The organism is Clostridium rectalis, from assembly GCF_900626095.1.
GTDB classification, from domain to species: Bacteria; Bacillota; Clostridia; order Clostridiales; family Clostridiaceae; genus Clostridium_AS; species Clostridium_AS rectalis.
This window is the reverse complement of sequence record NZ_UYZZ01000002.1, coordinates 447,729-473,681: the sequence shown is the minus strand read 5'-3', so window position 1 is coordinate 473,681 and position 25,953 is coordinate 447,729. Positions and strand designations below refer to the sequence as shown.

27 protein-coding genes are annotated in these 25,953 nt (G+C 28.7%); 23 read left to right on the top strand and 4 right to left on the bottom strand.

What is annotated here, in order from left to right:
* The first annotated feature begins 114 nt into the window (after positions 1-114).
* The 7 genes from lonB (at position 115) to EJL03_RS04865 (ending at position 7,235) form a co-directional block, all read left to right on the top strand.
* Positions 115-1,815, top strand: coding sequence for an ATP-dependent protease LonB (gene lonB / locus EJL03_RS04895; RefSeq protein ID WP_125152843.1), 1,701 nt, complete (start codon positions 115-117; stop codon positions 1,813-1,815).
* Positions 1,816-2,004: 189 nt separating this feature from the next.
* A complete protein-coding gene (gene lon / locus EJL03_RS04890; protein ID WP_125152842.1) occupies positions 2,005-4,323 on the top strand; it encodes an endopeptidase La in 2,319 nt (772 codons plus the stop codon).
* Positions 4,324-4,343: 20 nt separating this feature from the next.
* Complete coding sequence (gene yihA / locus EJL03_RS04885) at positions 4,344-4,928, top strand: ribosome biogenesis GTP-binding protein YihA/YsxC (protein WP_125152841.1); 585 nt, start codon at positions 4,344-4,346, stop codon at positions 4,926-4,928.
* A gap of 108 nt (positions 4,929-5,036) precedes the next feature.
* Positions 5,037-5,750, top strand: a complete 714-nt coding sequence (locus EJL03_RS04880) for a CPBP family intramembrane glutamic endopeptidase (RefSeq protein ID WP_243108647.1) — start codon at positions 5,037-5,039, stop codon at positions 5,748-5,750.
* Between the two features lie 305 nt (positions 5,751-6,055).
* Entirely contained in the window at positions 6,056-6,283 is a 228-nt protein-coding gene (locus tag EJL03_RS04875) for a hypothetical protein (protein WP_164509000.1), read from the top strand.
* A gap of 186 nt (positions 6,284-6,469) precedes the next feature.
* Positions 6,470-6,748, top strand: a complete 279-nt coding sequence (locus EJL03_RS04870; protein WP_164508999.1) for a hypothetical protein — start codon at positions 6,470-6,472, stop codon at positions 6,746-6,748.
* Positions 6,749-6,809: 61 nt separating this feature from the next.
* Entirely contained in the window at positions 6,810-7,235 is a 426-nt protein-coding gene (locus EJL03_RS04865; RefSeq protein WP_125152838.1) for a hypothetical protein, read from the top strand.
* 39 nt (positions 7,236-7,274) lie between these two features.
* Here EJL03_RS04865 and EJL03_RS04860 read toward each other — a convergent pair whose 3' ends face one another.
* Complete coding sequence (locus EJL03_RS04860) at positions 7,275-7,661, bottom strand: bactofilin family protein (protein ID WP_125152837.1); 387 nt, start codon at positions 7,659-7,661, stop codon at positions 7,275-7,277.
* 199 nt (positions 7,662-7,860) lie between these two features.
* On the opposite strand from EJL03_RS04860, the gene EJL03_RS04855 reads away from it, so the two are divergent.
* Together EJL03_RS04855 and EJL03_RS04850 are read left to right on the top strand one after the other, a co-directional pair.
* Positions 7,861-8,814 carry a helix-turn-helix transcriptional regulator gene (locus EJL03_RS04855; protein WP_125152836.1) on the top strand — a complete coding sequence of 318 codons (954 nt, stop codon included), beginning with the start codon at positions 7,861-7,863 and terminating at the stop codon, positions 8,812-8,814.
* 236 nt (positions 8,815-9,050) lie between these two features.
* Positions 9,051-10,292: an ABC transporter substrate-binding protein gene (locus tag EJL03_RS04850; RefSeq protein ID WP_164508998.1), complete on the top strand. Its 1,242-nt coding sequence runs from the start codon at positions 9,051-9,053 to the stop codon at positions 10,290-10,292.
* Between the two features lie 66 nt (positions 10,293-10,358).
* On the opposite strand, the gene perR is transcribed toward EJL03_RS04850, so the two are convergent.
* From perR to EJL03_RS04835, 3 genes are all read right to left on the bottom strand, one after another.
* Entirely contained in the window at positions 10,359-10,781 is a 423-nt protein-coding gene (gene perR / locus EJL03_RS04845; protein ID WP_125152834.1) for a transcriptional regulator PerR, read from the bottom strand.
* Positions 10,782-10,892: 111 nt separating this feature from the next.
* The gene (locus EJL03_RS04840; protein WP_125152833.1) at positions 10,893-11,690 is read right to left on the bottom strand and encodes a metal ABC transporter permease; all 798 of its coding nucleotides are present in this window, start codon (positions 11,688-11,690) and stop codon (positions 10,893-10,895) included.
* Positions 11,691-11,702: 12 nt separating this feature from the next.
* Positions 11,703-12,365, bottom strand: coding sequence for a metal ABC transporter ATP-binding protein (locus EJL03_RS04835; RefSeq protein WP_125152832.1), 663 nt, complete (start codon positions 12,363-12,365; stop codon positions 11,703-11,705).
* A gap of 151 nt (positions 12,366-12,516) precedes the next feature.
* Between EJL03_RS04835 and EJL03_RS04830 the strand changes: the two genes are divergently transcribed.
* The 14 genes from EJL03_RS04830 to rbsB all read left to right on the top strand — a co-directional run bounded on the left by EJL03_RS04830 (position 12,517) and on the right by rbsB (position 25,884).
* The gene (locus EJL03_RS04830; RefSeq protein ID WP_341472410.1) at positions 12,517-13,395 is read left to right on the top strand and encodes a metal ABC transporter solute-binding protein, Zn/Mn family; all 879 of its coding nucleotides are present in this window, start codon (positions 12,517-12,519) and stop codon (positions 13,393-13,395) included.
* A 71-nt stretch (positions 13,396-13,466) separates the two neighbouring features.
* Entirely contained in the window at positions 13,467-13,868 is a 402-nt protein-coding gene (locus EJL03_RS04825) for an HNH endonuclease signature motif containing protein (protein ID WP_125152831.1), read from the top strand.
* Between the two features lie 172 nt (positions 13,869-14,040).
* Positions 14,041-14,583 carry an NADH peroxidase gene (locus tag EJL03_RS04820; protein WP_125152830.1) on the top strand — a complete coding sequence of 181 codons (543 nt, stop codon included), beginning with the start codon at positions 14,041-14,043 and terminating at the stop codon, positions 14,581-14,583.
* 155 nt (positions 14,584-14,738) lie between these two features.
* Positions 14,739-14,885, top strand: coding sequence for a small, acid-soluble spore protein, alpha/beta type (locus EJL03_RS04815; RefSeq protein WP_125152829.1), 147 nt, complete (start codon positions 14,739-14,741; stop codon positions 14,883-14,885).
* Between the two features lie 186 nt (positions 14,886-15,071).
* Complete coding sequence (thrC, locus tag EJL03_RS04810) at positions 15,072-16,556, top strand: threonine synthase (RefSeq protein ID WP_125152828.1); 1,485 nt, start codon at positions 15,072-15,074, stop codon at positions 16,554-16,556.
* Positions 16,557-16,565: 9 nt separating this feature from the next.
* Complete coding sequence (thrB, locus tag EJL03_RS04805) at positions 16,566-17,456, top strand: homoserine kinase (protein ID WP_125152827.1); 891 nt, start codon at positions 16,566-16,568, stop codon at positions 17,454-17,456.
* A 25-nt stretch (positions 17,457-17,481) separates the two neighbouring features.
* The gene (locus tag EJL03_RS04800; RefSeq protein WP_125152826.1) at positions 17,482-18,801 is read left to right on the top strand and encodes an aspartate kinase; all 1,320 of its coding nucleotides are present in this window, start codon (positions 17,482-17,484) and stop codon (positions 18,799-18,801) included.
* Between the two features lie 17 nt (positions 18,802-18,818).
* Positions 18,819-20,099: a homoserine dehydrogenase gene (locus EJL03_RS04795; RefSeq protein WP_125152825.1), complete on the top strand. Its 1,281-nt coding sequence runs from the start codon at positions 18,819-18,821 to the stop codon at positions 20,097-20,099.
* Between the two features lie 163 nt (positions 20,100-20,262).
* A complete protein-coding gene (locus EJL03_RS04790; RefSeq protein WP_243108646.1) occupies positions 20,263-20,763 on the top strand; it encodes a metallophosphoesterase in 501 nt (166 codons plus the stop codon).
* Positions 20,764-21,105: 342 nt separating this feature from the next.
* Positions 21,106-22,038, top strand: coding sequence for a ribokinase (gene rbsK, locus EJL03_RS04785; protein ID WP_125152823.1), 933 nt, complete (start codon positions 21,106-21,108; stop codon positions 22,036-22,038).
* A 2-nt stretch (positions 22,039-22,040) separates the two neighbouring features.
* Positions 22,041-22,436 carry a D-ribose pyranase gene (gene rbsD / locus EJL03_RS04780; protein WP_125152822.1) on the top strand — a complete coding sequence of 132 codons (396 nt, stop codon included), beginning with the start codon at positions 22,041-22,043 and terminating at the stop codon, positions 22,434-22,436.
* Between the two features lie 12 nt (positions 22,437-22,448).
* Complete coding sequence (locus EJL03_RS04775) at positions 22,449-23,954, top strand: sugar ABC transporter ATP-binding protein (RefSeq protein ID WP_125152821.1); 1,506 nt, start codon at positions 22,449-22,451, stop codon at positions 23,952-23,954.
* A gap of 21 nt (positions 23,955-23,975) precedes the next feature.
* Positions 23,976-24,905 carry a ribose ABC transporter permease gene (gene rbsC, locus EJL03_RS04770; RefSeq protein WP_125152820.1) on the top strand — a complete coding sequence of 310 codons (930 nt, stop codon included), beginning with the start codon at positions 23,976-23,978 and terminating at the stop codon, positions 24,903-24,905.
* Positions 24,906-24,963: 58 nt separating this feature from the next.
* Positions 24,964-25,884: a ribose ABC transporter substrate-binding protein RbsB gene (gene rbsB, locus EJL03_RS04765; protein WP_125152819.1), complete on the top strand. Its 921-nt coding sequence runs from the start codon at positions 24,964-24,966 to the stop codon at positions 25,882-25,884.
* Positions 25,885-25,953 lie beyond the last annotated feature (69 nt).

Sequence of the window (25,953 nt, the reverse complement as noted above, 5' to 3'; positions counted from 1 at the left end):
ATGAGAATAAGGATAAATTTATCCTTATTCTTTTTTTTTGGAATATATGAAAGGAAAAATGTTCATAATAGAAAAGAAGTTAATTTAATTTATATGGATATAGGAGGATGTGTTATGACAAATATAATTGTATTAGTTCAATTTATATTTACTATAATAATGGGGTTATATTTTTTTAATGCATTAAAAGGTCAGCAAACAAATAAAGTAGTAATTGATAGAGAAAGTAAAAAAGAAATGGATAAACTAAAAAAATTAAGAGAAATAGCATTATCAGAACCCCTAACTGAAAAAAGTAGACCTAAAAATCTTAAGGAGGTTATAGGTCAGGAAAAGGGAGTAAGAGCACTTCAAGCTGCATTGTGCGGTCCTAATCCTCAACATGTAATAATCTATGGACCGCCTGGTATAGGTAAAACTGCTGCAGCTAGACTTGTGTTAGAAGATGCTAAGAATAAAAAGTATTCTCCTTTTAAAAGAGATGCAAAATTTATAGAAATAGATGCCACTACTATAAGGTTTGATGATAGGGGGATTGCAGATCCTTTAATAGGTTCAGTTCATGATCCCATATATCAAGGAGCAGGTGCGTTAGGTATTGCGGGAATACCCCAGCCTAAACCTGGAGCTGTAACTAAAGCCCATGGTGGAATATTATTTATAGATGAAATAGGTGAATTGCATCCTGTGGAAATGAATAAATTATTAAAGGTTCTTGAGGATAGGAAAGTGTTTTTAGATAGTGCATATTATAATTCAGCAGATCCAAATATGCCGGTGTTTATAAAGGATATTTTTGAAAATGGTCTGCCCGCAGATTTTAGATTAGTAGGTGCAACTACAAGAAGTCCTGAGGAAATTACCCCAGCACTAAGATCTAGATGTGTAGAAGTCTTTTTTAGATCACTTCTATCAGAAGAAGTAGAGGAAATTGCCATGAATGCAGCCGATAAGATAGGATTCGAATTGGGAGATAAGGCTAATGCATTAATAGGAAGATATGCGAATAATGGTAGAGATGCAGTTAATTTAGTTCAATTAGCATCAGGAATAGCTTTAAATGAAAATAGAAAAGAAATAATCGTATCAGACATAGAATGGATTATTGAAAATGGTCACTATTCTCCAAGACCAGAGATAAAAATTCATGATAAACCTAGAATAGGATATGTTAATGGTTTAGCTGTATATGGAGCTAATATGGGAACTGTAATGGAAATTGAGGTAATTGCTAAAAAGAATAACTTTGGAAGAGGAAATATAAATATAACTGGTATAGTGGAACAGGAAGAGATAAGTGCATTTCATAAAAAAATAAGAAGAAAAAGTACAGCTAAATGTTCTGTAGAAAATGTTATAAGTGCTCTACAAAATATATTTAATATGAACATTAAACAATATGATATTCATGTGAACTTCCCCGGTGGAGTCCCTGTAGATGGACCATCTGCTGGGATAAGTATAGCAACGGCAATATATAGTGCAATTAAAGAAGTACCTGTAGATAATGAAGTAGCAATGACAGGAGAAATATCTTTATATGGGGAGGTTAAACCTATAGGAGGGGTAAACAGCAAAATACAAGCGGCTATAAAGGCGGGAGCTAGGAAAATAATAATTCCACAGGAGAATTGGCAAGAAAATTTTTCAGGCATAAAAGATGCTGATGTAATACCGGTAAAAAATATAAAAGAAGTTATATCAAAATCTTTAGTTGAATGTGAAGAAGGAGGAAATACTATAGAAATAGAATTAGGAACGGACATATTGTCTGCAAACGCAGTAAATAACTCTAATAAATCTGTTAATTCATAAATATATCTCCCTTAAAGGGAGATATAATAATTTTATAATTAATATACTTAATTATATAATAGTGAAATATTACTATTTATAATTGAAAAAACTTTTTTTTATGGTTATAATATATTAGTCTAACTATACATATTAAACTAATTTTAATCTATAAAATATAATATATAACTATAAAGTGAGGGGAGAAGTATGGAAAAAAATTCAAAAGTTCTTCCTCTAATTCCTTTAAGGGGTATAATTATTTTTCCTTATATGGTTATGCATTTTGATGTAGGAAGAGAAAAATCTATTTTAGCATTAGAAGAGGCAATGTTAAATGGACAAGAAATTTTTTTAGCTGCTCAAAAAGAGGCTAAAGTAGAGGAACCGGATGAGAGTGATATATTTACAACTGGAACAATTTGTAATATAAAGCAGATACTAAAATTACCAGGAGATACTGTTAGAGTTTTAGTAGAAGGAGAAACTAGAGCAAAGCTTAAAAAAATTGTTGATAATGAACCTTTTTTTAAAGTTGAAATAGAGGCATTAAAGGATGAAGATGGTAGTAAAGATAGTGAAACAGAAGCTTTAGTACGTTCAGTTCGAAAGGCATTTGATGAATATGTAAAGTTATCTGGAAGTATACCAACAGAAACACTATTAACATTAGACGATATTGAAAGCCCAGGAAGACTTTGTGATGTAATAAGTTCATATTTAATATTAAAACAAGATAAAAAACAGGAATTATTAGAGGCTTATAATATTTTTAACCGACTGGAACAATTGTTGGTAATATTAAAAAATGAAGTGGATATTTTAAAAGTAGAAAGAAAAATAGGAATAAAGGTTAAAAATAAAATAGATAAAGTCCAGAAAGAATACTATTTAAGGGAACAATTAAAAGCCATACAAGAAGAATTAGGGGAAGAAGACGAAGATAAGAAGGAAATAAATAGATATAAAAATAAAATTAATAAAGCTAAACTTCCTAAGCCTGTTAAAGAAAAGGCTTTATATGAATTAGATAGATTAAGGAATAGTGGAAGTTATTCCGCAGAAGGTGGAGTAATTAGAACTTATTTGGATTGGATATTGGAATTACCATGGAATGTTCAAACAGAAGATAATATTGATGTAAGGGTAGCTAGAGAAGTATTAGAAAAAGAGCATTATGGACTAGAGGATGTAAAGAATAGAATAATAGAGTATTTAGCTGTAAAAAAAATGAGTAATTCATTAAAAGGACCAATTTTGTGTCTTGTTGGACCACCAGGAGTAGGAAAAACTTCAATAGCAAAGTCAATAGCACATGCGCTAAATAGAAACTTTGTTAGAATGTCTTTAGGTGGAGTTAGGGATGAAGCTGAGATAAGAGGCCATAGAAAGACATATGTGGGGGCAATACCAGGAAGAATTATTTATGGTATGAAACAGGCCAAATCTAAAAATCCCTTATTTTTATTAGATGAGATAGATAAAATGAGTAATGACTTTAGGGGTGACCCTAAGGATGCACTGTTGGAAGTGTTAGATAGTGAACAGAATAATACCTTTAGAGATCATTATTTAGAATTGGATTTTGATCTTTCAAATGTATTATTTATAACAACAGCTAATACTTTACATACAATACCAAGACCTTTAATGGATAGAATGGAAATAATAGAAGTATCAGGTTATACTGGCGAAGAAAAATTTAATATTGCTAAAAAACACTTAATTCCTAAAAAATTAGAGGAACATAATATAGAAAGCAATGTTATAACCATATCCGATTCTGCTATTTATTGTATAATAGATAATTATACAAGGGAATCTGGAGTTAGAAGTTTAGAAAGAGAAATTTCAGCTGTAATAAGAAAAGCAATAGCAGAAATGGTAGAAAAGGATAAAAAGAAAATAAGAATAACTGTAAATCAGATTAAAAAATATTTAGGACCTACAATATTTACATATGATAAAGCGAATGAAATAGATCAAATAGGCGTGGTAACAGGAATGGCTTGGACTGGTTATGGTGGAGATACTTTACCTGTAGAGGTATCTGTTATGCAGGGAACAGGTAAATTAGAGTTAACAGGTAAATTAGGTGATGTAATGAAAGAGTCTGCTAGAACAGGATATAGTTACATTAGGGCTAATGCAGAAAAGTATGGTATAAAACCTAACTTTTATAAAGAAAAAGATGTACATATACATGTTCCAGAGGGAGCAGTTCCAAAGGATGGACCTTCTGCAGGAGTGACTATGATAACTGCTATGGTGTCAGCTCTTAATCTAACAAAGGTTAAGCACAATGTGGCTATGACTGGTGAGGTTACTTTAACAGGAAGGGTTTTACCAATTGGAGGATTAAAGGAAAAAACATTAGCGGCATATAGAGCAGGTATAAATACTGTGATTATTCCTAAGGATAATGAGAAGGATTTATTAAAAATACCTAAAAGTATAAAAAATAAACTGAATTTCATACTAGCTGAAAATATAGATGAAGTTTTAAAAAATGCTTTGGTAGGGAAATAATTAGTTTAAGGAGATTTGATATGGATATAAAGCAAGCGGAATTTGTGACATCTGCAGTAACTTATAATCAATATCCCGATGATGATAGAATTGAAATAGCATTTGTAGGAAGATCTAATGTAGGTAAATCTTCTTTGATAAACAGTTTAACTAATAGAAGAAAATTAGTTAAAGTGAGTTCTACTCCTGGTAAAACAAGATTAATAAATTTCTTTTTAATAAATAATGATTTTTATTTTGTTGATCTACCTGGATACGGTTATGCCAAAGTCTCAAAACAAGAAAAGCTAAATTGGAGTAAAACTATAGAAACTTACCTTGTTAATAGAAGCCAGTTAAAAAAGATAGTACTTCTTATTGATTGTAGACGTGAGCCTACAGAAGATGATATAACTATGTATAATTGGATAAATCATTATGGTTATAAATCTTTAATTGTAGCTACTAAGAGTGATAAACTTAAGCAAAGTGAAATAGCAAAGAGTGAAAAAAGAATTAGAGAGACCTTAAATATGAATAATAATGAAGAGTTAATTTTTTATTCTACTTTGAAGAAAAAAGGAAAAGAAGCTGTCCTTAATAATATAGAAAACACTTTGTTTTAAAAATAATAAATATACGGCATGTATTGCTTTAAGTGATACATGCCGTATATTTTATATATATTTAATATATAATTAAATATAGTAGTGTTTTTAATGGAGGGGGATTTATTGAAAAAAATAGATTTAATAAAAGACATAGTTGTTTTTATAAGTGTGTATATATTACCACTTATGGTATTCTGGAAATTATATCTAGAAAAAAAGTATAATAGAATTATATTATTTATTGTAAGTTTATTATATATTTTTTTAAGTATATTTACTCAAAATTTATTGCCTTTTTTATTGGTAATAATATGCATAAAGTATTTTAAAACCAGTGACAAAATGCAGATAGACTACTATAAGTATAATTTTTCTTTAAAGGGATTTAGCATCAGTAGTGCATTAACCTATTCCATATTTTCATTTTTTATTAGTATATTAGTGGCTCAATTGACACAATTATTTTTTGTATTGATTGATAAATATCCTAAAGAACAGGAAATTGTGACTATAATGTCTAGTTTACCTTTAATGAAGTTTATTATTATGATGCCTATAACTATGATATTTGCACCGGTGGTTGAGGAGTTTATATTTAGATGGTTACTATTTGAAAAAACATTTAGTAAAAAAATAGGAATGGTTTTATCTGTCATAGTATCTAGTACAATATTTAGTACAATACATTTTAATATAAGATCATTTGCTGTTATATTATGGATAGGAATATTCAATTGTTTTCTTATTCATAAAAAAGGATTTTGGTATGCAGTTGCTAATCACTCGTTTTTTAATTCCTTCTCAACTATAGTATTATTATTAGATAAAATTAAATAAATTAATGTGGAAAATCATACTGAAAAGTATATAACAAAAAAATGTTATATACTTTTTTCTTTATAATTTTTTTCAGTGTCAAAATGCCAAAATAAGAATAGTATATATTATAAACACAAAAGAGAAATAAATCGAGAATCTTCTGAAAGGAGGAAGTAAAGTGGATTTCAATAGTATTTTAAATGGAATGCTAGCTGAAAATAATTCTACATGTGGAAAACCAGGGAACTGTTCAGGTGGTGGTCCAGCTTTTGGCGGTGGCTGTGGTGGATTAGGAATATGGGTAATACTCCTAATAATCTTTTGTGGCTGCTGTAATGGAGGTAGCTGGGGCGGCAATAACTGTAACTGGGGTAACTGGGGTAACAACTGTGGCTGTGGCGGAGGTTGCGGCTGTGGTGATGGATGTTGTATTGAAAAATGTAGATGCAGATGTAGGCGCAAACGTCGCAGAAGATGCTGCTGTGATTGCGATTGCAATTGCAACTGTAACTGTGGATGTGGCGGAAATAACTCAGGATGTTGTGGCCTAGGATTTATCATCTTAATCATTGCAATACTTTGTTCATGTGGAAATGGTTGTGGCGGTGGCTGCGGATGTAGACCTGTTTGCAACGATCACAAAGTTTTAAGTGTAGATAATGACTGTCTAGGGACAAATGACTAGTAATAAATAGTATGAGAATAGAACCATTGCCCAGAGGAAAGGGGGGTCTAGTATGTCGAAAAAATGTAGGTGTAAATGTGAGTGCACATGTGGATGTGGATGTAGATGTAGAAATAATAGGCGCTCATCAGGTAACGGATTATTAATATTAATATTAATAGTGTTACAATTTTGCTGTTGCAATAGGCCACGTAATTGTGGACGTATAGATAATTGTGGCTCTGGAAGTAATTGTGGATGTGGGTGCATAGATAATAGTATATTATTTATTATTGCATTGTATTATTTGTGCTGCTGCGGAGATTTTGACTTATGTGGATGCTGTTGCTAAGCCAAAAAAATGGGGGGGCATCATAGCCCTCCTTCATATAAATTTTTATGGGAGGGGTTAGATGTCAAAACATAAAAGGCGTAAAAAGAGAAGAGAAGAAGAAAATAATTTTAACAATAATAATCTTTTGAATATGATAAATAATATAGATCCCCAACAGCTATCCTCACTATTAGCGAACATAAATATGGGGAATAATTCTGAGTCAGAAGATAATGATGATAATGAAGATAACATAGAGAATAACAATAATTTACTTAACAATCTTGCTAATAGTTTAGCAAATAATATGCCTAATAATATGTTTAATAATGGATCCAATAATGGACCAAACAATGGTCCAAATAATATGCCAAATAACTTTATGAACAATGATAAGACATTACAATTGCTATATGCATTAAGGCCAATGGTAACTCAAGATAAGATTGGAGTAATAGATAGGTTAATACAAATTTACTCTATAAGTAAAATATTAAATAATTAGGATAAAAAATAGAAAGACCTGTTGTCTTTCTATTTATTTTTATTCGATTAAGCTTTCTATAGGAGTTAATTTTGTAGAGTTTAATATAGAACAATTCCCTTCAAAACTTCCTCCATCTTTTATAACTAAATTTTTTATGTTCACATCACCTATTACTTTTCCATGGGTTTCTATAGTTAGAAATCCGGAGCAGTATATATTTCCTTCTACTTTACCACTTATAAATGCATTTTGACAGGTAATATCACCTTTACAATATCCTGTGTTGCCAAGAAATATATCATCTTTACATAATATATTTCCTTCTACATATCCATCTACTTTTAGCAGGTCATCCCCTTTAATAGAACCTATAACGGTGCATCCATTACCTACTAGTGTTTCTATTTTGTTTATATTTTTTTCTTTATTAGAAGAATTAAACATTATACTTTTCACCTCTTTATTGATAATAAAAAATATTTATATTTAAGTATATGTTTATTTGTTGCAATTAAATACCTATAAAAAATTTTTCGTTTAAAATTCATTTTATAATGATATATTTGAAATTATATTAAAATTAGCTAAAATTTTTGGTAAATAATACGATAAACATAGAGACGAAGACGCAGGAGGTAATTATATGTCAAAAATAGCACATCTTTTGGAAATGTTAATAACACTACAACATAAAAAATTGACAACAGCTTCTGAATTAGCTGATGTGTTAGAAGTGGATAAAAAAACTATATATAGATACATAAATAATCTAAACAAAGCTGATATACCCGTATACACTAAAAAGGGTAGATATGGTGGATTTTATATAGATAAGGAATTTTATATGAAGCCACCTAAATTAACGGCAGAGGAGTTTCAAGCACTTTTAGCAGCAGAAGATATTTTAAACAAAAATGGGTTTCCTCATGAAAGAGAGTTAAGAAATGCAATATCAAAAATTAAAAGTGTAAGTATTAATGATGATAAACTTTTAAAAAATATAGAAAATGGAGTAGGATTTAGAATAAATAGTATAGGAAATGATGTAAAATTAGACGATAAAATAAAAAATATTAATTATTCTATGGAAAGAGGACGTTCTTTAAAGATAAGTTATTATTCATTTTATAAAAATATTTTAAATACAGAGCTAATAGATCCATATACTCTTATATTTAAAAATGGCCAGTGGCATATAGTATCGTATTGTCATAAAGATGATATGGTTAAATCTTTTACAATGTCTAGAATAAAAAATGTAGAAATAACAAATGATATATATATAAAACCACGAACATTTTCATTAAATGAATTTTTGAAAAATCATTGGGGTGTTTTTAATGATGGTAAAATATTGGTAAAAATTAAATTTGATAATAGTTTATCAAATTTAATAGAAAATGTTCAGTGGACTATAAATCAACAGGTGGAGAGGACAGAACAAGGAGAAATTATATTAAAGTTATATTTAGATAGCTTAGATGAAATAAAAGAATGGGTAATGGGTTTTGGTGTAAGTGCAGAAGTAATAGAACCAGCATCATTAAGAGATGAGATAACAAGAGAAATAAAAAGGTTATCAGATATTTATAAATAAAAATTTAAAAAAGTGAATAAAATATTTATTTATGGATAATATATAAAATGTAAAAGGAGATTAATCTCCGTAAGCATGAATAGAGTTTAATAACTTTGTTTTATGCGAGAACCCCCCATCCCCCTTGGGACCGTTATACGGTCCCTTTTATTTTTTTAATTAAAATATAATAATATATTTTGATAATTTTGTACAAACTAAACTAAAGTATAAATTTATAAGAGGTGATGGAGCTAATGAGAAAAAAGTATAAAATAATAATATGTCTTCTCTGTTTGATTATATTTGCAAATATTGTGTCTTGTAATAAAAATCAAGTTGTAAATAAAGATAAAAAGTTGAATGTGTATGTTGATATTAAAGATAAACATTCATTAAATATAATAAAATTTTTATTGGATGAATATAAAAAGGAGAATGCAGATGTTAATGTTAATATTACTAATGCAATTGGGGGAGATGTTTTAAAGGATGTTAGTAAAGGAACATCCGGTGATATAGTCTTTACTTCAAGAAATAAAATGATAGAGTTGCAAAACAAAGGGTTTTTAAGTGATTTATCATCATATTATGATAAATATACTATAAAAGAAAGATATTATAATATAATGACATCCTATGGCAGATATTCTGACAAATATTACGGAATAGGAATAATGCCATATACCATAGAAATATTATATAATAAAGAAGTATTAGATAAATGTAAAATAAATGAACCATTAAGAATACAAGATGTAGAAAATATAGCTAAGAAACTAAATCAGGATTCAATAAAAGTTCCAGTAATACTTACTGATGATTTAGATGTAAATAATGCATTAGCTTCATTAATAATATCTAACAAAAAAAATATTTATAATGTAGATAATATATATAATAGTTCTGCAGCATCTTATAAAGAGAAAAAAGAATTTCAAAATATGTTTGATAGTATTAATAATTTATATAAAAAAGGTATAATTAATAAAAATATTTTTGAAATAGGAAATGAAAATACTTTAAAAAAATTATCTAATTCAGATATACCAGTTGCCGTCTCTATATCTTATTATAGTAAAGAAATTAATGATGAAAATATAGGGATAGTACAGGACTATAGTGGAATAGGTTCTTTTAAGGGAAATGTGCCTGTAATAATTAATGCACTATTATGCATCCCAGTAAATAATGAAAATGGCGACGAAACAAATGAATTCATAAAATTTGTATACAGTGATGAAACTCAAAAAAAATTATTAGATAATGGATTTATAACTGGAAATAAAAAAGTAAATGAAGAACTAAAAGATAATTTTAAAATTATGGAAAAACATTTAGAAGAGAGTAATGAAAATAGTATATTGTTTATATATAATCTTCCTGATAAATTTAGGGTAGATATATCTTCAAAAATAGATTCAATATTGACAGGAAAGTATAGTGGGAAAGAATGGGAAATAATCATAGAGGATTTGTTTAAATATGGTGGGAAGTAAATATAAACAGCGAGCTTTTTATTTATAAAAGCTTGCTGTTTATATAATTGTTAAATTTAAAACAATCTATTTGTCTTCAGAAGTCTTACATTCAGGACAAATACCGTAGAAGTATACTTGATTTGCTAAAATATCATAATCAGTATAATCTAGTATTTTTTCATTTAGTTCTGAAAAACAAATATTTTCTATGTCATCAACTCTTCCGCAATGTAAGCATTGAACATGAGGATGTGGACAAGTGTTTTCATCGTATCTAAAGTTTCCTTCACCTACGTTGATTTCCTGTATAAGATTTACTTCAACTAATGTTTTTAAAGCCTTATAAACTGTAGCTAAACTCATTGTAGGATATTCTGGTTGCAATGCTTTATAAATAGTTTCAGCGGAAGGGTGCTCTTTTGTAGACTTAAGATATTTATAGACTGCAATACGCTGAGGAGTAAGCTTTAATTTTTTCTCTTTAAATATATCGGTAATACTATTCATATACACCATCCTCCTAATATAATCATAAATATTATATAATAAAAATTATCAAACGTCAATCAATTTTATGTAAAAATTAATATTAATATACAAATAAAAAATAGGATATGCTTATTTTGCATATCCTATTTTTTTAAATAATATAACTAAAACTAAAATTACCACTGAAGTTATTGCTATGGTGCCACCAGGGGCACAGTCTATATAGAATGATGAGACAAGACCTATTATAATATCTAAAAACCCAAAAAAAATAGAAAAAATAAATGTATATTTAAATCCTTTATTTAACTGTAAAGAAGTTGCAACAGGTATAGCTATCATAGATGATATAACTAAAATTCCCATTATCCTTATAGAAATAGATATGGTTGCTCCTACTAATAGTGCGAAAATATAGTTTATTAATTTAACGTTTAGTCCTGCTACTTTAGCACCATCTTCATCAAAAGTTATATACACTAATTTACTGTATAATAATGAAAGAATAATAACAGATACTATACTTAATATAAAAACAGTAAGTAAATCATCTTTTGAAACAGTAAGAATACTACCGAATAGATAAGAGTTTACGTTTGTTTTTGTTTTACCTGTGCTTATTAGTGTAATAGCAATTCCCACACTAAAGGTCATAATTATTACTAAAATTATTTCTTGGAATTTTTTATAATAGTTTTTTAAAAATTCAATTAGTAAGGCACATATAGATGTAAATATAAATGCACAAAGTATTGGGTTTATATCTAATAACAATCCTACGGCTACACCAGCAAAGGATGCATGGGAAAGCGTATCTCCCATCATAGAATACCTTTTTAGAACTAGAAAAGTTCCAACAGATGGGCATAAAATTGCTATTAATAATGCTGCAATTAGAGCATTTTGAATAAATGTATATTGAAACATTAGTTCCTCCTTTTAAGCCAGTTGCACTTTATTTATAAGATTTTTGTATTCATCTATGGTGTACATATTAGAGCAAGCATTTTCTAAATATATTATATGGGATGAATTATTCAAAGCAGCTTTAATATTGTGTTCAATAGAGATAACGGTGATATTTTTTTCTATATGTAATTTTTTTATAAGAGAATAGATTTCTGATTGGCTTTTAATATCTATACCTGTTGAAGGTTCATCTAATAATAACAATTCAGGATTGCCAATTAATGCTTTGGCTATAAATACTTTTTGCTGTTGCCCTCCAGATAGATTTCCAATAAGCTTATTTTTAAATTTAAGCATGCCAACATACTCTAGGTATTTATCTATGAGTAATGAATCAGTTAGTTTTAATGCTTCCATATGATATTTTAGAATTTCATATACTGTTATAGGGAAATCAGAATTAAAATTTTCCCCTCTTTGGGGAACGTACCCTACATTTGTTGTATTAATTTTAATATTACCTTTACATGGTTTTAGTAGACCGGCAATAAGTTTTATAAGAGTACTTTTGCAGCTCCCATTCTTACCCAGTATAGATACATAAGTATTTTTTTTAATAAATATGTTAATATTATTCAATATATAAGGGGGATTGCCTGTATATGAAAAACACAAGTCGTTTATATTTAACATAGATTACACCTCCAATTTGACATATAAATATTATATACCTATATGCAAATAATTTGCAATATAAATATTAAATGCTATTGACTTTAGAGGTTATTAATAATATCATAATGTTGCGAATAATTTGCAATAAATAAATTTAGGAAGTGATAATTTGAAAAATAAAGTTAATATAATCTACATAATATTAATTATAATAAGTTTTATGTTTGTAGGGTGCAACAAATTCTATGAGAAGAAATTAAATCTTGACAGTTCAAAACTAAGGATTGTAGTATCATTTAATCCTTTAAGGGAATTTGTAGAGGCTATAGGGAAAGATAAAGTAGATGTTCAAGTTATTATACCGGATGGTACAGAGCCACATGATTTTGAGCCTAAGGCTAAGGATTTGTTTACAATAAATAATGCAGATATGTTTATATATAATGGATTGAACATGGAAAGTTGGGTTAATAAAGTAGTTGAAAATGTGGATAATAAGAATTTACCTATAGTTGAGGCTTCGAAAGGATGTAATTATATAGATAATGATCCTCATGTATGGCTTGGTATAACTACTGCAAAAGTGGAAGTTTTAAATATAAAAAATGAATTGATAAAAATAGATGCTAAAAATAAAGAGTTCTATGAAAAAAATTGCAGTGTTTTTTTAGGAAAATTAGATAGTATATTAACAAGTTATAAGCCAAAGTTCCAATCGCTAAATAATAAAAATTTTGTAACTGGCCATGCAGCATTTGCTTATTTTTGCAGGGACTTTGGTCTAAAACAAAATAGTGTGGAGGGAGTATTTGCTGAAGGAGAGCCTACTCCTAATAAGGTAAAAGAATTAGTTCAGTATTGCAGAAAAAATAATGTAAAGACTATATTTACAGAAGAAATGGTTAGTCCTAAAGTATCGGAGACTTTAGCAAAGGAATTAAATGCTGAAGTAAAAACTATTTATACGATAGAATCCAAAGAAAGTGGTAAGGACTATATAGAATGTATGGAAGAAAATATAAAGCAAGTTTATTATAGTTTAAAATAAAGGTTTTATTTTATAGAAAAAGTAGTATAATAAAGATACAAAGAGTATTCTATAATAAAGGAGTGAATTTATTGGCTAAATGTGAAGTATGTGGTAAATATGCGGAAGTACATCATATAATTAACAGATGCCAAGGAGGATTAGAGTTTGAATTAAATTATAAGTATCTATGTTCTGAACATCATAGAGGAGAGCAAGGACCACATAGAAATTGGGCATTAGATATTAAATATAAATTAGAAATGCAAGGAAAATTAAGTATTTTACTTTGTAAGGAATATTATACTATAGAAGAGTTAAGTAAAATACTTAATATAAATAAGAGTAAAGTAAAAAAAACAACTAAAAATATTAAAAGATATAAAGAGGGTTATAAAAAACAAGATATATTATTAAAATTGATGGGGAACAAGATATATAGTGAATATATGTTAGAGTGTTACTATGATTTTGTACCTTTAATAGTGGGATAGTTATGTACTAAAAAGACAGGTTTAAAACTGTCTTTTTTTATTTTTTATAGCTTTTTTAAAAAAAATTTAAAAATACTTGCAATTAAATAATAATTATTATATAATAGTAATTGTCAACAAGATAAAAAAATAATTAAATAAATTTGATATAAATGAATGGAGGATTTTAAGAATGAAAAAATATGTATGTACAATTTGTGGCTATGTTTATGAAGGAGAAAAGGCGCCAGAAAAGTGCCCATTATGTGGAGCAGGAGCAGATAAATTTATAGAAAAAACAGATAAAATGGAATGGGCAGATGAACATAAGATAGGAGTAGGTAAGGATATAGATGCAGAAGTTTTAGAAGGATTAAGAGCTAATTTTATGGGAGAGTGTACGGAAGTAGGAATGTATTTAGCAATGAGCAGACAGGCGGATAGAGAAGGATTCCCAGAGATAGCAGAAGCGTATAAGAGAATAGCCTTTGAAGAAGCAGAACATGCAGCAAAGTTTGCTGAATTATTAGGAGAAGTTGTAACTAAAGATACAAAGAAAAACTTAGAAATGAGAGTAGAAGCAGAATATGGCGCATGTCAAGGAAAAAAAGATTTAGCAACACTTGCAAAGAAACTTAATTATGATGCTATTCATGATACAGTTCATGAAATGTGTAAAGACGAAGCAAGACATGGTTCAGCTTTTAGAGGGTTATTAAATAGATATTTCAAATAAAAATTACAATTATCACTGATTGACACCTTAAATAAAAACCCCTTAAAAACTATCAGTTTAATACTGATAGTTTTTTTCGTAAAAATCTAAATGAACGCATAGTTTATCAGGGAATGGTTAAATTAATATATATAATTTAAAAGGAGTGAAAGTTTATGGCTCACAAACATAATAAAAATAGCAAGAGCAATAAAAAAGCTGGTGAAAAAACAAAAAAGGAACTATCTAAAATGAAGATGGAGACTTCAAATGAAATAGGGTACTCAAATGAATCTAAAAAGCTAGGTAAAGATAGATTTTAAATATGTAAGCAGTAAAGAATTTTATATAAATTTTTTACTGCTTATTTAATTTTATTATATTGGTTGTTCTCTATAAAAATACACTTGACTTTCTAGAGAAAACATTGTAGCATAATATCAAAGATTATATAGTATATGGAAGAAAGATTTTATTATATTTATCTAGAATAAATGGGGGAGATATTAATGGAAACTTTGTATAAAAGTACAAGAGGAAAAAAGGAAGTAAAGTCTTCGGAGGCTATATTAAATGGTATTTGTGATGATGGAGGTTTGTATGTACCGATAAATTTCCCTAATATAGATAAGTCTTTTGATGAATTAAGTAAACTTAACTATAAAAGTTTAGCTGTATATGTATTGAAAAAATATTTATCAGATTTTGATGAAAAAGATATAAGGGATTCTGTAGATAAAGCTTATGATGAAAAATTTAGTGAAAAACTTATAGCTCCTATAAATAAAAAGGGGGAAGCTTATTTTTTAGAACTTTATCATGGTCCTACTTTAGCCTTTAAAGATATGGCATTATCATTATTACCATATTTACTAAAAACCTCTTGTAGAAAATTAAAAATAAATAAGGAAATTGTAATACTTACGGCCACTTCTGGAGATACCGGAAAGGCAGCATTGGAAGCTTTCTCTCAGGTGGAGGGAGTTAAAATAATTGTGTTTTTCCCAGAAAATGGTGTTAGTGATATTCAAAAGAGACAAATGATAACACAAGAAGGAGATAATACATTTGTAATTGGTATTAATGGTAATTTTGACCATGCCCAATCTGGTGTAAAGGAGATATTTAATAGTAAAGAATTAAATTCTTCTGTAAATGATAAGGGATATATTTTAACATCAGCTAATTCAATAAATATAGGCAGATTATTACCACAGATAATATATTATATATATTCATATGCTCAATTGGTAAAAAATAAGGAAATAGAGAGTGGTGAAAATATAAATATAGTAGTGCCTACAGGAAATTTCGGTAATATATTAGCTGCATATTATGCTAAAAATATGGGATTGCCAGTTAATAAGCTAATATGTGCATCGAATGAAAATAATGTATTAACTGATTTTTTTAATACTGGCATATACAATAAAAATAGAAATTTTAAGGTTACTATTTCACCATCAATGGACATATTAATTTCTAGTAATTTGGAGAGATTAATATATGAAATAAGTAACCATGATGAAGAGGTAGTAAAGGACATTATGAAAAAACTTATTTTCTTTGGAAAATATGAATTAGGATCAAATTTTAGAGAAAAACTAAAGGATTTTTATGCAGGTTATGTTGAGGATAGGGACTGTTTAAAAACTATAAAAGATCTATATGAAGATACAGGATATCTTATAGATACTCATACCGCAGTTGCTTATAAGGTCTATAAAGATTATAAATATAAAACTAAGGACTTAACTAAAACAGTAATAGCATCTACAGCAAGTCCATTTAAATTTACTAGAGCTGTTTGTAATGCAATAGGGATAGATAGCGATGAATCAGATGATTTTAAAGTTTTAAAGGATTTATCTTTATATACGAATTTACAGATACCCAAAGCTTTAGAGAGTATATATATAAAAAATATATTGCATAAAAAAAACTGTAATAAAAAAGAAATGAAAATGGTAATAAAAGAAATTTTGAATTTGTAGGTGAGAGATATGTTAGAAATTAAAGTACCAGCCACTAGTGCAAATTTTGGCCCTGGTTTTGATTCCCTAGGAGTGGCTTTAGATTTGTATAATAAATTTTATATAGAAGAAATTGAAGAAGGAATAATAATTGAGGGCTGTGATGAAGTATATAAAGGAAAAGAAAATTTAATATATAAATCTATGGAGGAATGTTTTAAGATAGTTAATTATATTCCAAAAGGAGTACACATAAAAGTAGAAGCGCAAATACCATTATCTAGAGGGTTAGGAAGTAGTGCATCTTGTATAGTAGCAGGATTATTAGCAGCTAATGAAATTAGTGGAAATAAGCTAAATAAAAAAGACATTTTGAATTTAGCAACTAAAATAGAAGACCATTCTGATAATATAACCCCTGCATTATTTGGTGGAATGACTGTATCTATTAGTCATAAAGAAGAAACTCTATTTAATAGTATATCTGTTCCAGATAAGATTTGTTTTTGTGCTATAATACCAAAATTTAAATTAAGTACAAAAGAGGCTAGAGCTGTTTTGCCTAAAGAGGTTTCCTATAAGGATGCGGTTTTTAATATTAGTAGAGTCTCTATGCTAATATCTTCATTATATAATTCTAACTTAAATCTTTTAAAAGTGGCTTGTGAGGATAGAATACATGAATCTTATAGAGGAACACTGATAGATAATTTTGAAGAAGTGATTTCAATTTGTGAAGAGTTAAAGTGTTTAGGGGTATTTTTAAGTGGAGCTGGACCTACGGTTATAGCTTTAGTAGAAGAAGGTAATTTAGAGTTTTTTAAAAGGCTAAAAGAAAGATTAATCATATTTAATAGTACATGGAGTATAAAAAAGTTAAGACTTGATAACTTTGGAGCTGTGATAAAAGAAATTAAGTAATTTAATAAAAAAATGGGGGATTAACGTGAAAAATATAGTAGTTGCTAAATTTGGAGGAAGTTCACTTGCAGATGGCAAGCAGTTTAATAAGGTAAAAAAAATAATTTTAAGTGATGAAAGTAGAAAATATATAGTTCCATCGGCACCTGGGAAGAGATTTAAAGATGATCAGAAGATAACGGATCTATTATATCTATGTGATGCTCACATAAAACAAAATATACCATTTGATGATGTATTTTCAATTGTTAAGAGAAGATATTTAAAACTAGTTAGTGAATTAAATTTAAGTATGGATATACAAAAAGAATTAAACAATATAGAGGAGAAAATAAAGTTAGGAGCTTCCCAAGATTATATTGCAAGTAGGGGAGAGTATTTAAATGGATTAATATTAGCTAACTTTTTAAATTTTCAATTTGTGGATGCAGCAGGATTAATTTTTTTCAAAGAAAATGGAATATTAGATGAGGAAAAAACAAGGTTTGCTATAAAAAGTAGATTATCTAATGTTGATAAAGCAGTTATACCAGGATTTTACGGTTCAATGAGAAATGGTGAAATTAAAACTTTTTCTAGGGGAGGGTCAGATATAACAGGAGCTATAATAGCAAGTTGTGTTGAAGCTAATTTGTATGAGAATTGGACAGATGTATCTGGATTTTTAATGACAGATCCTAGTATTGTAGATAATCCTAAGAATATAGAAAAAATAACTTACAGGGAATTAAGAGAGCTTTCATATATGGGGGCCACTGTACTTCATGAAGAAGCAATATTTCCTGTAAGAAAAGCTGGAATACCTATAAATATAAAAAATACCAATGAACCCGAGCACCAGGGAACATTAATAATAAATGATGTCATTGCTAAAAATTGTATGGGTACTATTACAGGGGTGGCAGGGAAAAAAAATTTCACAGTTATAACAATAGAAAAAAGTATGATGAATGTGGAACAGGGATATTGTCGTAAAATTTTATCTATACTTGAGGACAATGATGTTTCATTTGAACACATGCCATCTGGAGTAGACATAGTATCTCTTATTATTTCACAGCCGAAATTAGATGGCAAGTTAGAAAAAATAATAAAGGAGATAGATATAAAATGTAGTCCTGATTCCATAGAAGTGCATCCAGATATGGCACTAATAGCTGTAGTGGGTAGAGGTATGAATAGAAGTGTAGGAATTTCTGCTAAAGTTTTTAAGGCATTAGCTTTATCAGAAGTAAATGTAAGAATGATCAGTCAAGGAGCTAGTGAAATTACTATAATTATAGGTGTGGAAAATAACCAATTTGAAAAGGCAATAAGATCCATATACAAAGTGTTTGAAGATTAGCTTAGAGGAGGATAACTATGAGAAATGTTAAAATAGCATTGCTAGGATTAGGGAATGTTGGAAAAGGTGTTTGGAAGATATTAAACATGAATAAAGAAGAATTAAAAAAAAGATCTGGTTATAATATTGAAATAAGTAAGGTATTAGTTAAAGATATTAATAAAAACAGAGATATAGACGTTCCAAAGGAAGTACTAACCAATGACTTTGAAGATATATTACAAGATAATAGTATAGAAATTGTGGTAGAAGTTATAGGTGGAATAGATCCAGCAGTAGATTATATGGTAAAGTCTATGAAAAAGAAAAAGCATATAGTTACAGCAAATAAAATGGCTATTGCTACCAAGGGAAATATACTTTTAAAAACAGCTAGAGAAGAAAATGTAATGTTTTATTATGAGGCAAGTGTTGGGGGTGGTATACCTATTATACATGGATTAAAAGAGAGTCTTACTGCAAATAAGATTGAAGAGGTTATAGGAATTATAAATGGTACTACTAATTATATATTAACTAAAATGACGCTCTTTGGATTAAACTTTTATGATGCTTTAAAGGAAGCACAAGAAAAAGGATATGCAGAAGCAGATCCAACTTCAGATGTAGAAGCTTTTGATGCCATGTATAAATTAACAATTTTATCTTCACTAGCTTTTGATACTATTGTTAGTACAGATTCTATTTATAGAGAAGGTATTACTAATATAAAACCTATAGATATAGAGTATGCAAAGGAATTTGGATATGTAATAAAGCTTTTGTCTATAGTTAAGGAAATAGATGGACAATTGGAGTTAAGAGTACATCCAACTATGATTCCATCAACACATCCTCTTGCCAATGTAAATGATTCGTTTAATGCTATATTTATAAAGGGTAATGCAGTAGGCGATTTAATGTTATATGGTAGGGGTGCTGGAGAACTACCTACAGGAAGTGCTGTTGTAGGGGATATAGTGTCTATTTTAAGAAATAGACAAAGTGGAGCATCTAGAATTGATATTAAAGAAGAGAATAATATTATAAAAAATATGAATTCAATTATATCTGAATATTATATTAGAATAACAGTAAAAGATAATCCAGGGGTTTTAGGGGAAATATCAAGTATATTTGGTAACAATAATGTTAGTATATTATCAGTTATACAAAAGGGTAAAAGGCAGGAAAAGGTTACATTAGTATTTATTACACATAGTACTATAGAGGGAAATATTAACAGGGCAATGGAAATAATACAATCTTTAAAGGATACAGAAAAAATAGAAAATATAATAAGAATAGAAAATCTTTAATCTAAATTAAAGGTGAATAATATAAAACTAAAATTTTTATTATTCACTTTTTTATATTGTTTTAAATCATATAATAATAACCATATGAATTTAAATAGTACATAATTATATAAATAATCATAGTATATATTGGGCTATAAAAGATTAAATAAATTTGAAAAGGGTGAGAGTTTTGAAGATAGGAATAATATCTGATACACATATAACAAAACATAGTGAGAAAATAGATAAATTATTAGATAAATATTTTAAAGAAGTTGATATGATTATTCATGTTGGGGACTTTAACTCCGTAGAAGTAATAAATAGAATTAAGGCTCGTAAAAAATTTTATGGCGTATGGGGAAATAATGATGGGAAAAGTGTAAAACAGGTTATAAATTCTAAAGAAATAATAACTGTAAATGGCTATAAAATAGGTATGGTTCATGGACATGGGGAAGGTAAAAATGCTATGGAAAGGGCATATAGCCAATTTAAGAGTGATAAAGTTGATATAATAATATTTGGTCATAGTCATCAACCTATAATAAAGACAAGAGGTAAAATTTTGATGCTAAATCCTGGCTCACCCAGTCGTAAACTAAAAGAAAGATGGTATTCCTATATGATATTAGAATTAGAAAAAAAAAGAGTTGATGCAAAATTAGTATTTTTTAATTGAGTAGATTACTTAAAATACTTAAGGTATAGATTATTTTTAAAAATTAATCTATACCTTTTTCGAAATTTACAAAAAATATTTAATTGTGAGAATTTTTTAAACAAAACCATTGAAATATGTATTTTATTTTGATATAGTATATTCAGATTCCCGTTAAATATTTAACATATATGTATAATATATATTAATATAAAATTAATTAGAGTAGCACATTTGAGTTTTTATGATAATATATGCATATTAATTGTACTTTTAAACGTTGACAGGCATAATTAAATAATATATAATACATTTAACCGGTTTAGTTAACCGGTTTAGTATCAGAGAGGTGATAAAGTGAATATGAATAACATTTGTATATTAGGTAGTATTAATATGGATATGGTATTAAGAGTTGATAGAATGGTAAAAACAGGAGAAACAATACTGTCAAAAAGCTTTACTAAAATACCTGGTGGAAAAGGTGCCAATCAAGCTGTGGCTGCTAGAAGGTTAGGAGCTAATGTTTATATGATAGGTAAAGTTGGTAGAGATGATAATGGTAAAATATTATTGGAAGCTCTTGAAAACGATGACGTTAATTTACAATGTATATATAAAGATGATATAGAGCCTACAGGAATGGCTATTATTACAGTAGAGGATTCAGGAAATAATTCTATAATAGTAGTGTCTGGTTCTAATATGAATATAAATGAAGAAGAAATTCATAATTGTGAGGAAATTATAAAAAATTCTAAAATTCTTATAGCTCAATTTGAAACCCCTATAGAGATTACTATAGAGGCTTTTAGAATAGCAAAAGAAAATGGTGTATTTACAATATTAAATCCAGCACCTGCAAAAAAAATTCCGGAAAGTCTTTTAAAGTATACGGATTTAATTGCCCCAAATGAAACAGAAGCATATGAATTAACCAAAATTAAAGTAGAAGATGAAAACAGTATAAAGCAGGCAGCAAGTAAGTTTATATCCAAAGGAGTTAAATTTGTAGTTATAACTTTAGGGGAAAGAGGAGCAGCATTAGTGAATTCAAATGAAATAGAAATAATACCAGCATATAAAGTGAATGCCATTGATACTACTGCAGCAGGAGATAGTTTTATAGGAGCTGTGGCTACTAAGCTTCAAGATGAGGAAAAAATAAATTATGACACTTTGAAAAAAGCTATTGAATTTGGAAATAAAGTTTCTTCTATTGTGGTTCAAAGGCAAGGAGCCCAAACTTCATTACCAAAATTAAGGGAAGTATTAGATATATATAAGGGGGAGTAGGATTGAAAAAGATAGGTCTTTTAAATAGTAATATATCTTCCGTAATTTCAAAAATGGGTCATACTGATAGTTTAGCCATAGGAGATTGTGGACTTCCTATACCGGAGGATACGGAAAGAATAGATTTAGCTTTAGTTAAAGGTATACCCACATTTATAGATACTTTAAAGGCAGTTCTTATGGAATTGCAAATAGAAGAGGTACAAATAGCCAAAGAAACTACTAAAGTAAGTCCTGAGCTTTATAAAAAAATTGTAGAGGAAATAGGAAATGTAAAAGTTATATTTGTGAGTCATGAGGATTTAAAGCAAAATTTAAAGGAGTGTAGGGCAGTTATTAGAACAGGAGAACAAACGCCATATGCTAATATAATATTAAAATCTGGGGTGGTTTTTTAAGGAGGAAAAGATATGGAGATGAAAAAACCTCTTTTGGAAATGAATAATATATCAAAATCTTTTCCAGGAGTAAAAGCTCTTCAAAATGTAAATTTGAAGGCTTATGGTGGAGAGGTGCTTGCACTACTTGGAGAAAATGGTGCTGGAAAATCTACATTAATGAAAATATTAAGTGGTGTTTATAGAAAAGATGAAGGAAAAATAAGGATCGATGGAGAAGAAGTTGAAATATGTGGAATTAAAGAAGCGGAAAAATTAGGAGTTTCAATAATACACCAAGAACTAAGTTTACTTCCTAACTTAACTATTTATGAAAATATTTTTTTAGGAAATGAAGAGTATAATGGTTTTCTTAGAAAAGTAAATAAAAAATCTATGAAAGAAAAAAGTGAAAAATTATTAGATAGTATAGGATTTTCAATAAAGGCGGATACCTTAGTGGAAGATTTAAACGTAGGCGAAATGCAGATGGTTGAAATAATAAAAGCTATATCTAAACATTCTAAAATAATAATTATGGATGAGCCTACTACAGCATTAACTGATGTAGAAACAGTAAAATTATTTGAAGTTATAAGGAAGTTAAAATCTGAAGGAATAGCTATAATATATATATCACACAGAATGGATGAGATATTTCAGATTTGTGACAAAGTTAATGTGTTAAGAGATGGTAAATATATAGGTGATGCAAAAGTTAGTGAAGTTTCTAAAGATGATTTAATATCTATGATGGTAGGTAGAAAACTTGAAGAACAATTTCCATACAGAGAAGAGGAAAAAGGAAAGGTTTTATTAAAAGTAAGTAATTTAAATTTCAAAGATAAGGTAAAAGATGTTTCTTTTGAAGTAAGAAGTGGAGAAATTTTGGGAATTGCTGGACTTATGGGATCAGGAAGAACGGAAACTGCTAAAACAGTATTTGGAGAATATAAGAAAACTTCTGGCGAAATATGTATAGATGGTAAGAAGGTAAAAATTAATTCTCCTAAAGATGCTATAAAGTCTGGAATTGCATACCTATCAGAGGATAGAAAAAAAGAAGGGCTGATATTAAATATGTCCGTTGCAAATAACATGAGTCTTTGCAATTTAAATAAATATGAAAATTCAATTAAGAAGATAGATAAAAAATTAGAAACAGAGGAAGTAAAAAAATTTATAGAAAAACTTTCTGTAAAGACTCCATCACATAAACAACTTATTAAGAATTTAAGTGGGGGGAATCAGCAAAAAGTTATTATAGCCAAATGGGTAATGATTTCACCTAAGATACTAATAATAGATGAACCTACCAGAGGAATAGATGTTGGTGCTAAAAAAGAAATATATGAAGTATTAAATGAATTAAAAAAAATGGGGAAGGCAATTATTATGATTTCTTCGGATATGCCAGAGATACTTGGGATAAGTGATAGAATACTGGTTATGAGTGAGGGAAAAGTATCAGGAGAGCTTTTGAGGAATGAAGCAACCCAGGAAAATATTATGAAATATGCTGTTAACATGCAAAATTAATTTATAAAAGGAGAAAAGAAAATGAAAAAGGATACAAAGAGTATACTTTTAAAATATAAGTCTTTACTAGGATTAATATTACTTTGTCTAATAATATCTTTAATTACTCCAAGGTTTTTAACTGTAACAAATATAATGAATGTTCTTACCCAAGTCTCAGTAAATGCTATACTTGCTATAGGTATGTCATTTGTAATTTTAACGGGAGGAATTGATTTATCTGTAGGGTCTACTTTAGCTATAACTGGTGCTATAGCAGCATCATTGGTGAAATCAAGTGGTAATGTCTTGTTATCTTTATTAGCTGCATTAGTAATTGGTGCATTAATAGGATTATTTAATGGAATAATAGTTGCAAAAGGGAGACTACAAGCATTTATAGTTACTTTGGCTACTATGACAATATTTAGGGGAGTAACTTATGTGTTTACTGATGGAACCCCAATATCAACTCTTCCGGATAATTTTATGGCTATAGGTAATAAGAAATTAGGGGGAATACCTATGCCAGTTCTTATAATAGTAATTGTATTAATAATTGCTTGGTATTTATTATCTCAAACAAGATATGGCAGGTATGTCTATGCTCTTGGTGGGAATGAAGATTCAGCTAGATTATCAGGAATAAATACAGATAGAATTAAAACAATGGTGTATGTTATTTGTGGTGCTACAGCTGCATTAAGCGGAGTTATCGTTACAAGTAGAGTTGGATCTGCTTCTCCTAACGCAGGTTCAGGATTTGAATTAGATGCTATAGCTGCAGTGGTACTTGGTGGGACTAGTCTTACTGGTGGAGAGGGAACGGTAACAGGTACTATGGTAGGTGCAATGATCATCGGAGTGTTAAATAATGGCTTGAATCTTATGAATGTTTCACCTTATTATCAACTTATAGTTAAAGGCTTCGTTATATTACTTGCTATACTTTTAGATAAGAAAAACAAATAGTTAACAAATATTTATTATAAATGTTATTAAGGTTTAATTAAAGGAGGAGAATGTTTAAATGAAAAAAGCAAAATTTAGAATGCTATCTTTAGCATTAACAGGGGTATTTATGATGGCGGGCTTTACTGGGTGTGGCAAAAAAGATGGCGCAACGGATACAAATAAAGGTGAAAAAAAGAAAATAGGAATGGTAATATCAACATTAAATAATCCTTTCTTTGTTTCTATGAAAGAGGGTGCAGAAAAGAAAGCTAAAGAATTAGGATATGAATTAGTAATTGTTGATTCACAAGATGACCCAGCAAAAGAAAGATCAAATGTTGAAGATCTTGTTCAGCAGGGTGTTGCTACAATAATAATTAACCCAACCAATAGTGATTCAGTAGCAAATGCTATAAAAGTAGCTAATGATGGAAAGATTCCAGTATTAACTGTGGATAGAAAAGCAAATAAGGGAGATGTTGTATGCCACGTAGCATCCGATAATGTTAAAGGTGGAGAGCTAGCGGCAAACTTTATTTTAGAAAAATTAGGTGGGAAAGCTAACATAGTAGAAATTCAAGGTATCCCTGGAGCATCAGCTACAAAGGATAGAGGAAAAGGATTCCATAAGGTAGTAGATGGAAAAGATGGAGTAAAAGTAGTTGCAAGCCAGTCTGCAGATTTTGATAGACAAAAGGGATTAAATGTAATGGAAAACATAGTTCAAGCTACACCTAAATTTGATGCTGTATTTTCACATAATGATGAAATGGCTCTAGGAGCAGTTAAGGCTTTAAAAGGTAAGAAGGTATTAGTTGTAGGCTTTGATGGAAACGAAGATGCTCAAAAAGCTGTAGAAAGTGGAGAAATGGCTGCTACAGTTGCTCAACAACCGGATTTAATGGGAGGCATAGCTGTGGAAAATGCAGTAAAGGTTGTAAAGGGTGAAAAAGTAGAAAAAGAAATACCAGTTGATTTAAAACTTATAAAAAAATAAACTTATAAAATCCAGGATTTAATATAATCCTGGATTTTAAAAAATAAATTAGTATAGTATTATATAGGT

Bases quoted from the DNA above. Each gene is read 5' to 3' on its own strand.
- EJL03_RS04815 (WP_125152829.1), top strand. From the start codon at position 14,739: ATGGCTCACAAACATAATAAAAATAGCAAGAGCAATAAAAAAGCTGGT.
- EJL03_RS04865 (WP_125152838.1), top strand. From the start codon at position 6,810: ATGTCAAAACATAAAAGGCGTAAAAAGAGAAGAGAAGAAGAAAATAAT.
- yihA (WP_125152841.1), top strand. From the start codon at position 4,344: ATGGATATAAAGCAAGCGGAATTTGTGACATCTGCAGTAACTTATAAT.
- perR (WP_125152834.1), bottom strand. From the start codon at position 10,781: ATGAATAGTATTACCGATATATTTAAAGAGAAAAAATTAAAGCTTACT.
- rbsB (WP_125152819.1), top strand. From the start codon at position 24,964: ATGAAAAAAGCAAAATTTAGAATGCTATCTTTAGCATTAACAGGGGTA.
- EJL03_RS04840 (WP_125152833.1), bottom strand. From the start codon at position 11,690: ATGTTTCAATATACATTTATTCAAAATGCTCTAATTGCAGCATTATTA.
- EJL03_RS04870 (WP_164508999.1), top strand. From the start codon at position 6,470: ATGTCGAAAAAATGTAGGTGTAAATGTGAGTGCACATGTGGATGTGGA.
- EJL03_RS04820 (WP_125152830.1), top strand. From the start codon at position 14,041: ATGAAAAAATATGTATGTACAATTTGTGGCTATGTTTATGAAGGAGAA.
- lonB (WP_125152843.1), top strand. From the start codon at position 115: ATGACAAATATAATTGTATTAGTTCAATTTATATTTACTATAATAATG.
- rbsK (WP_125152823.1), top strand. From the start codon at position 21,106: ATGAATAACATTTGTATATTAGGTAGTATTAATATGGATATGGTATTA.
- rbsC (WP_125152820.1), top strand. From the start codon at position 23,976: ATGAAAAAGGATACAAAGAGTATACTTTTAAAATATAAGTCTTTACTA.
- thrB (WP_125152827.1), top strand. From the start codon at position 16,566: ATGTTAGAAATTAAAGTACCAGCCACTAGTGCAAATTTTGGCCCTGGT.
- EJL03_RS04850 (WP_164508998.1), top strand. From the start codon at position 9,051: ATGAGAAAAAAGTATAAAATAATAATATGTCTTCTCTGTTTGATTATA.
- EJL03_RS04855 (WP_125152836.1), top strand. From the start codon at position 7,861: ATGTCAAAAATAGCACATCTTTTGGAAATGTTAATAACACTACAACAT.
- lon (WP_125152842.1), top strand. From the start codon at position 2,005: ATGGAAAAAAATTCAAAAGTTCTTCCTCTAATTCCTTTAAGGGGTATA.
- thrC (WP_125152828.1), top strand. From the start codon at position 15,072: ATGGAAACTTTGTATAAAAGTACAAGAGGAAAAAAGGAAGTAAAGTCT.
- EJL03_RS04835 (WP_125152832.1), bottom strand. From the start codon at position 12,365: ATGTTAAATATAAACGACTTGTGTTTTTCATATACAGGCAATCCCCCT.
- EJL03_RS04795 (WP_125152825.1), top strand. From the start codon at position 18,819: ATGAGAAATGTTAAAATAGCATTGCTAGGATTAGGGAATGTTGGAAAA.
- EJL03_RS04775 (WP_125152821.1), top strand. From the start codon at position 22,449: ATGGAGATGAAAAAACCTCTTTTGGAAATGAATAATATATCAAAATCT.
- EJL03_RS04860 (WP_125152837.1), bottom strand. From the start codon at position 7,661: ATGTTTAATTCTTCTAATAAAGAAAAAAATATAAACAAAATAGAAACA.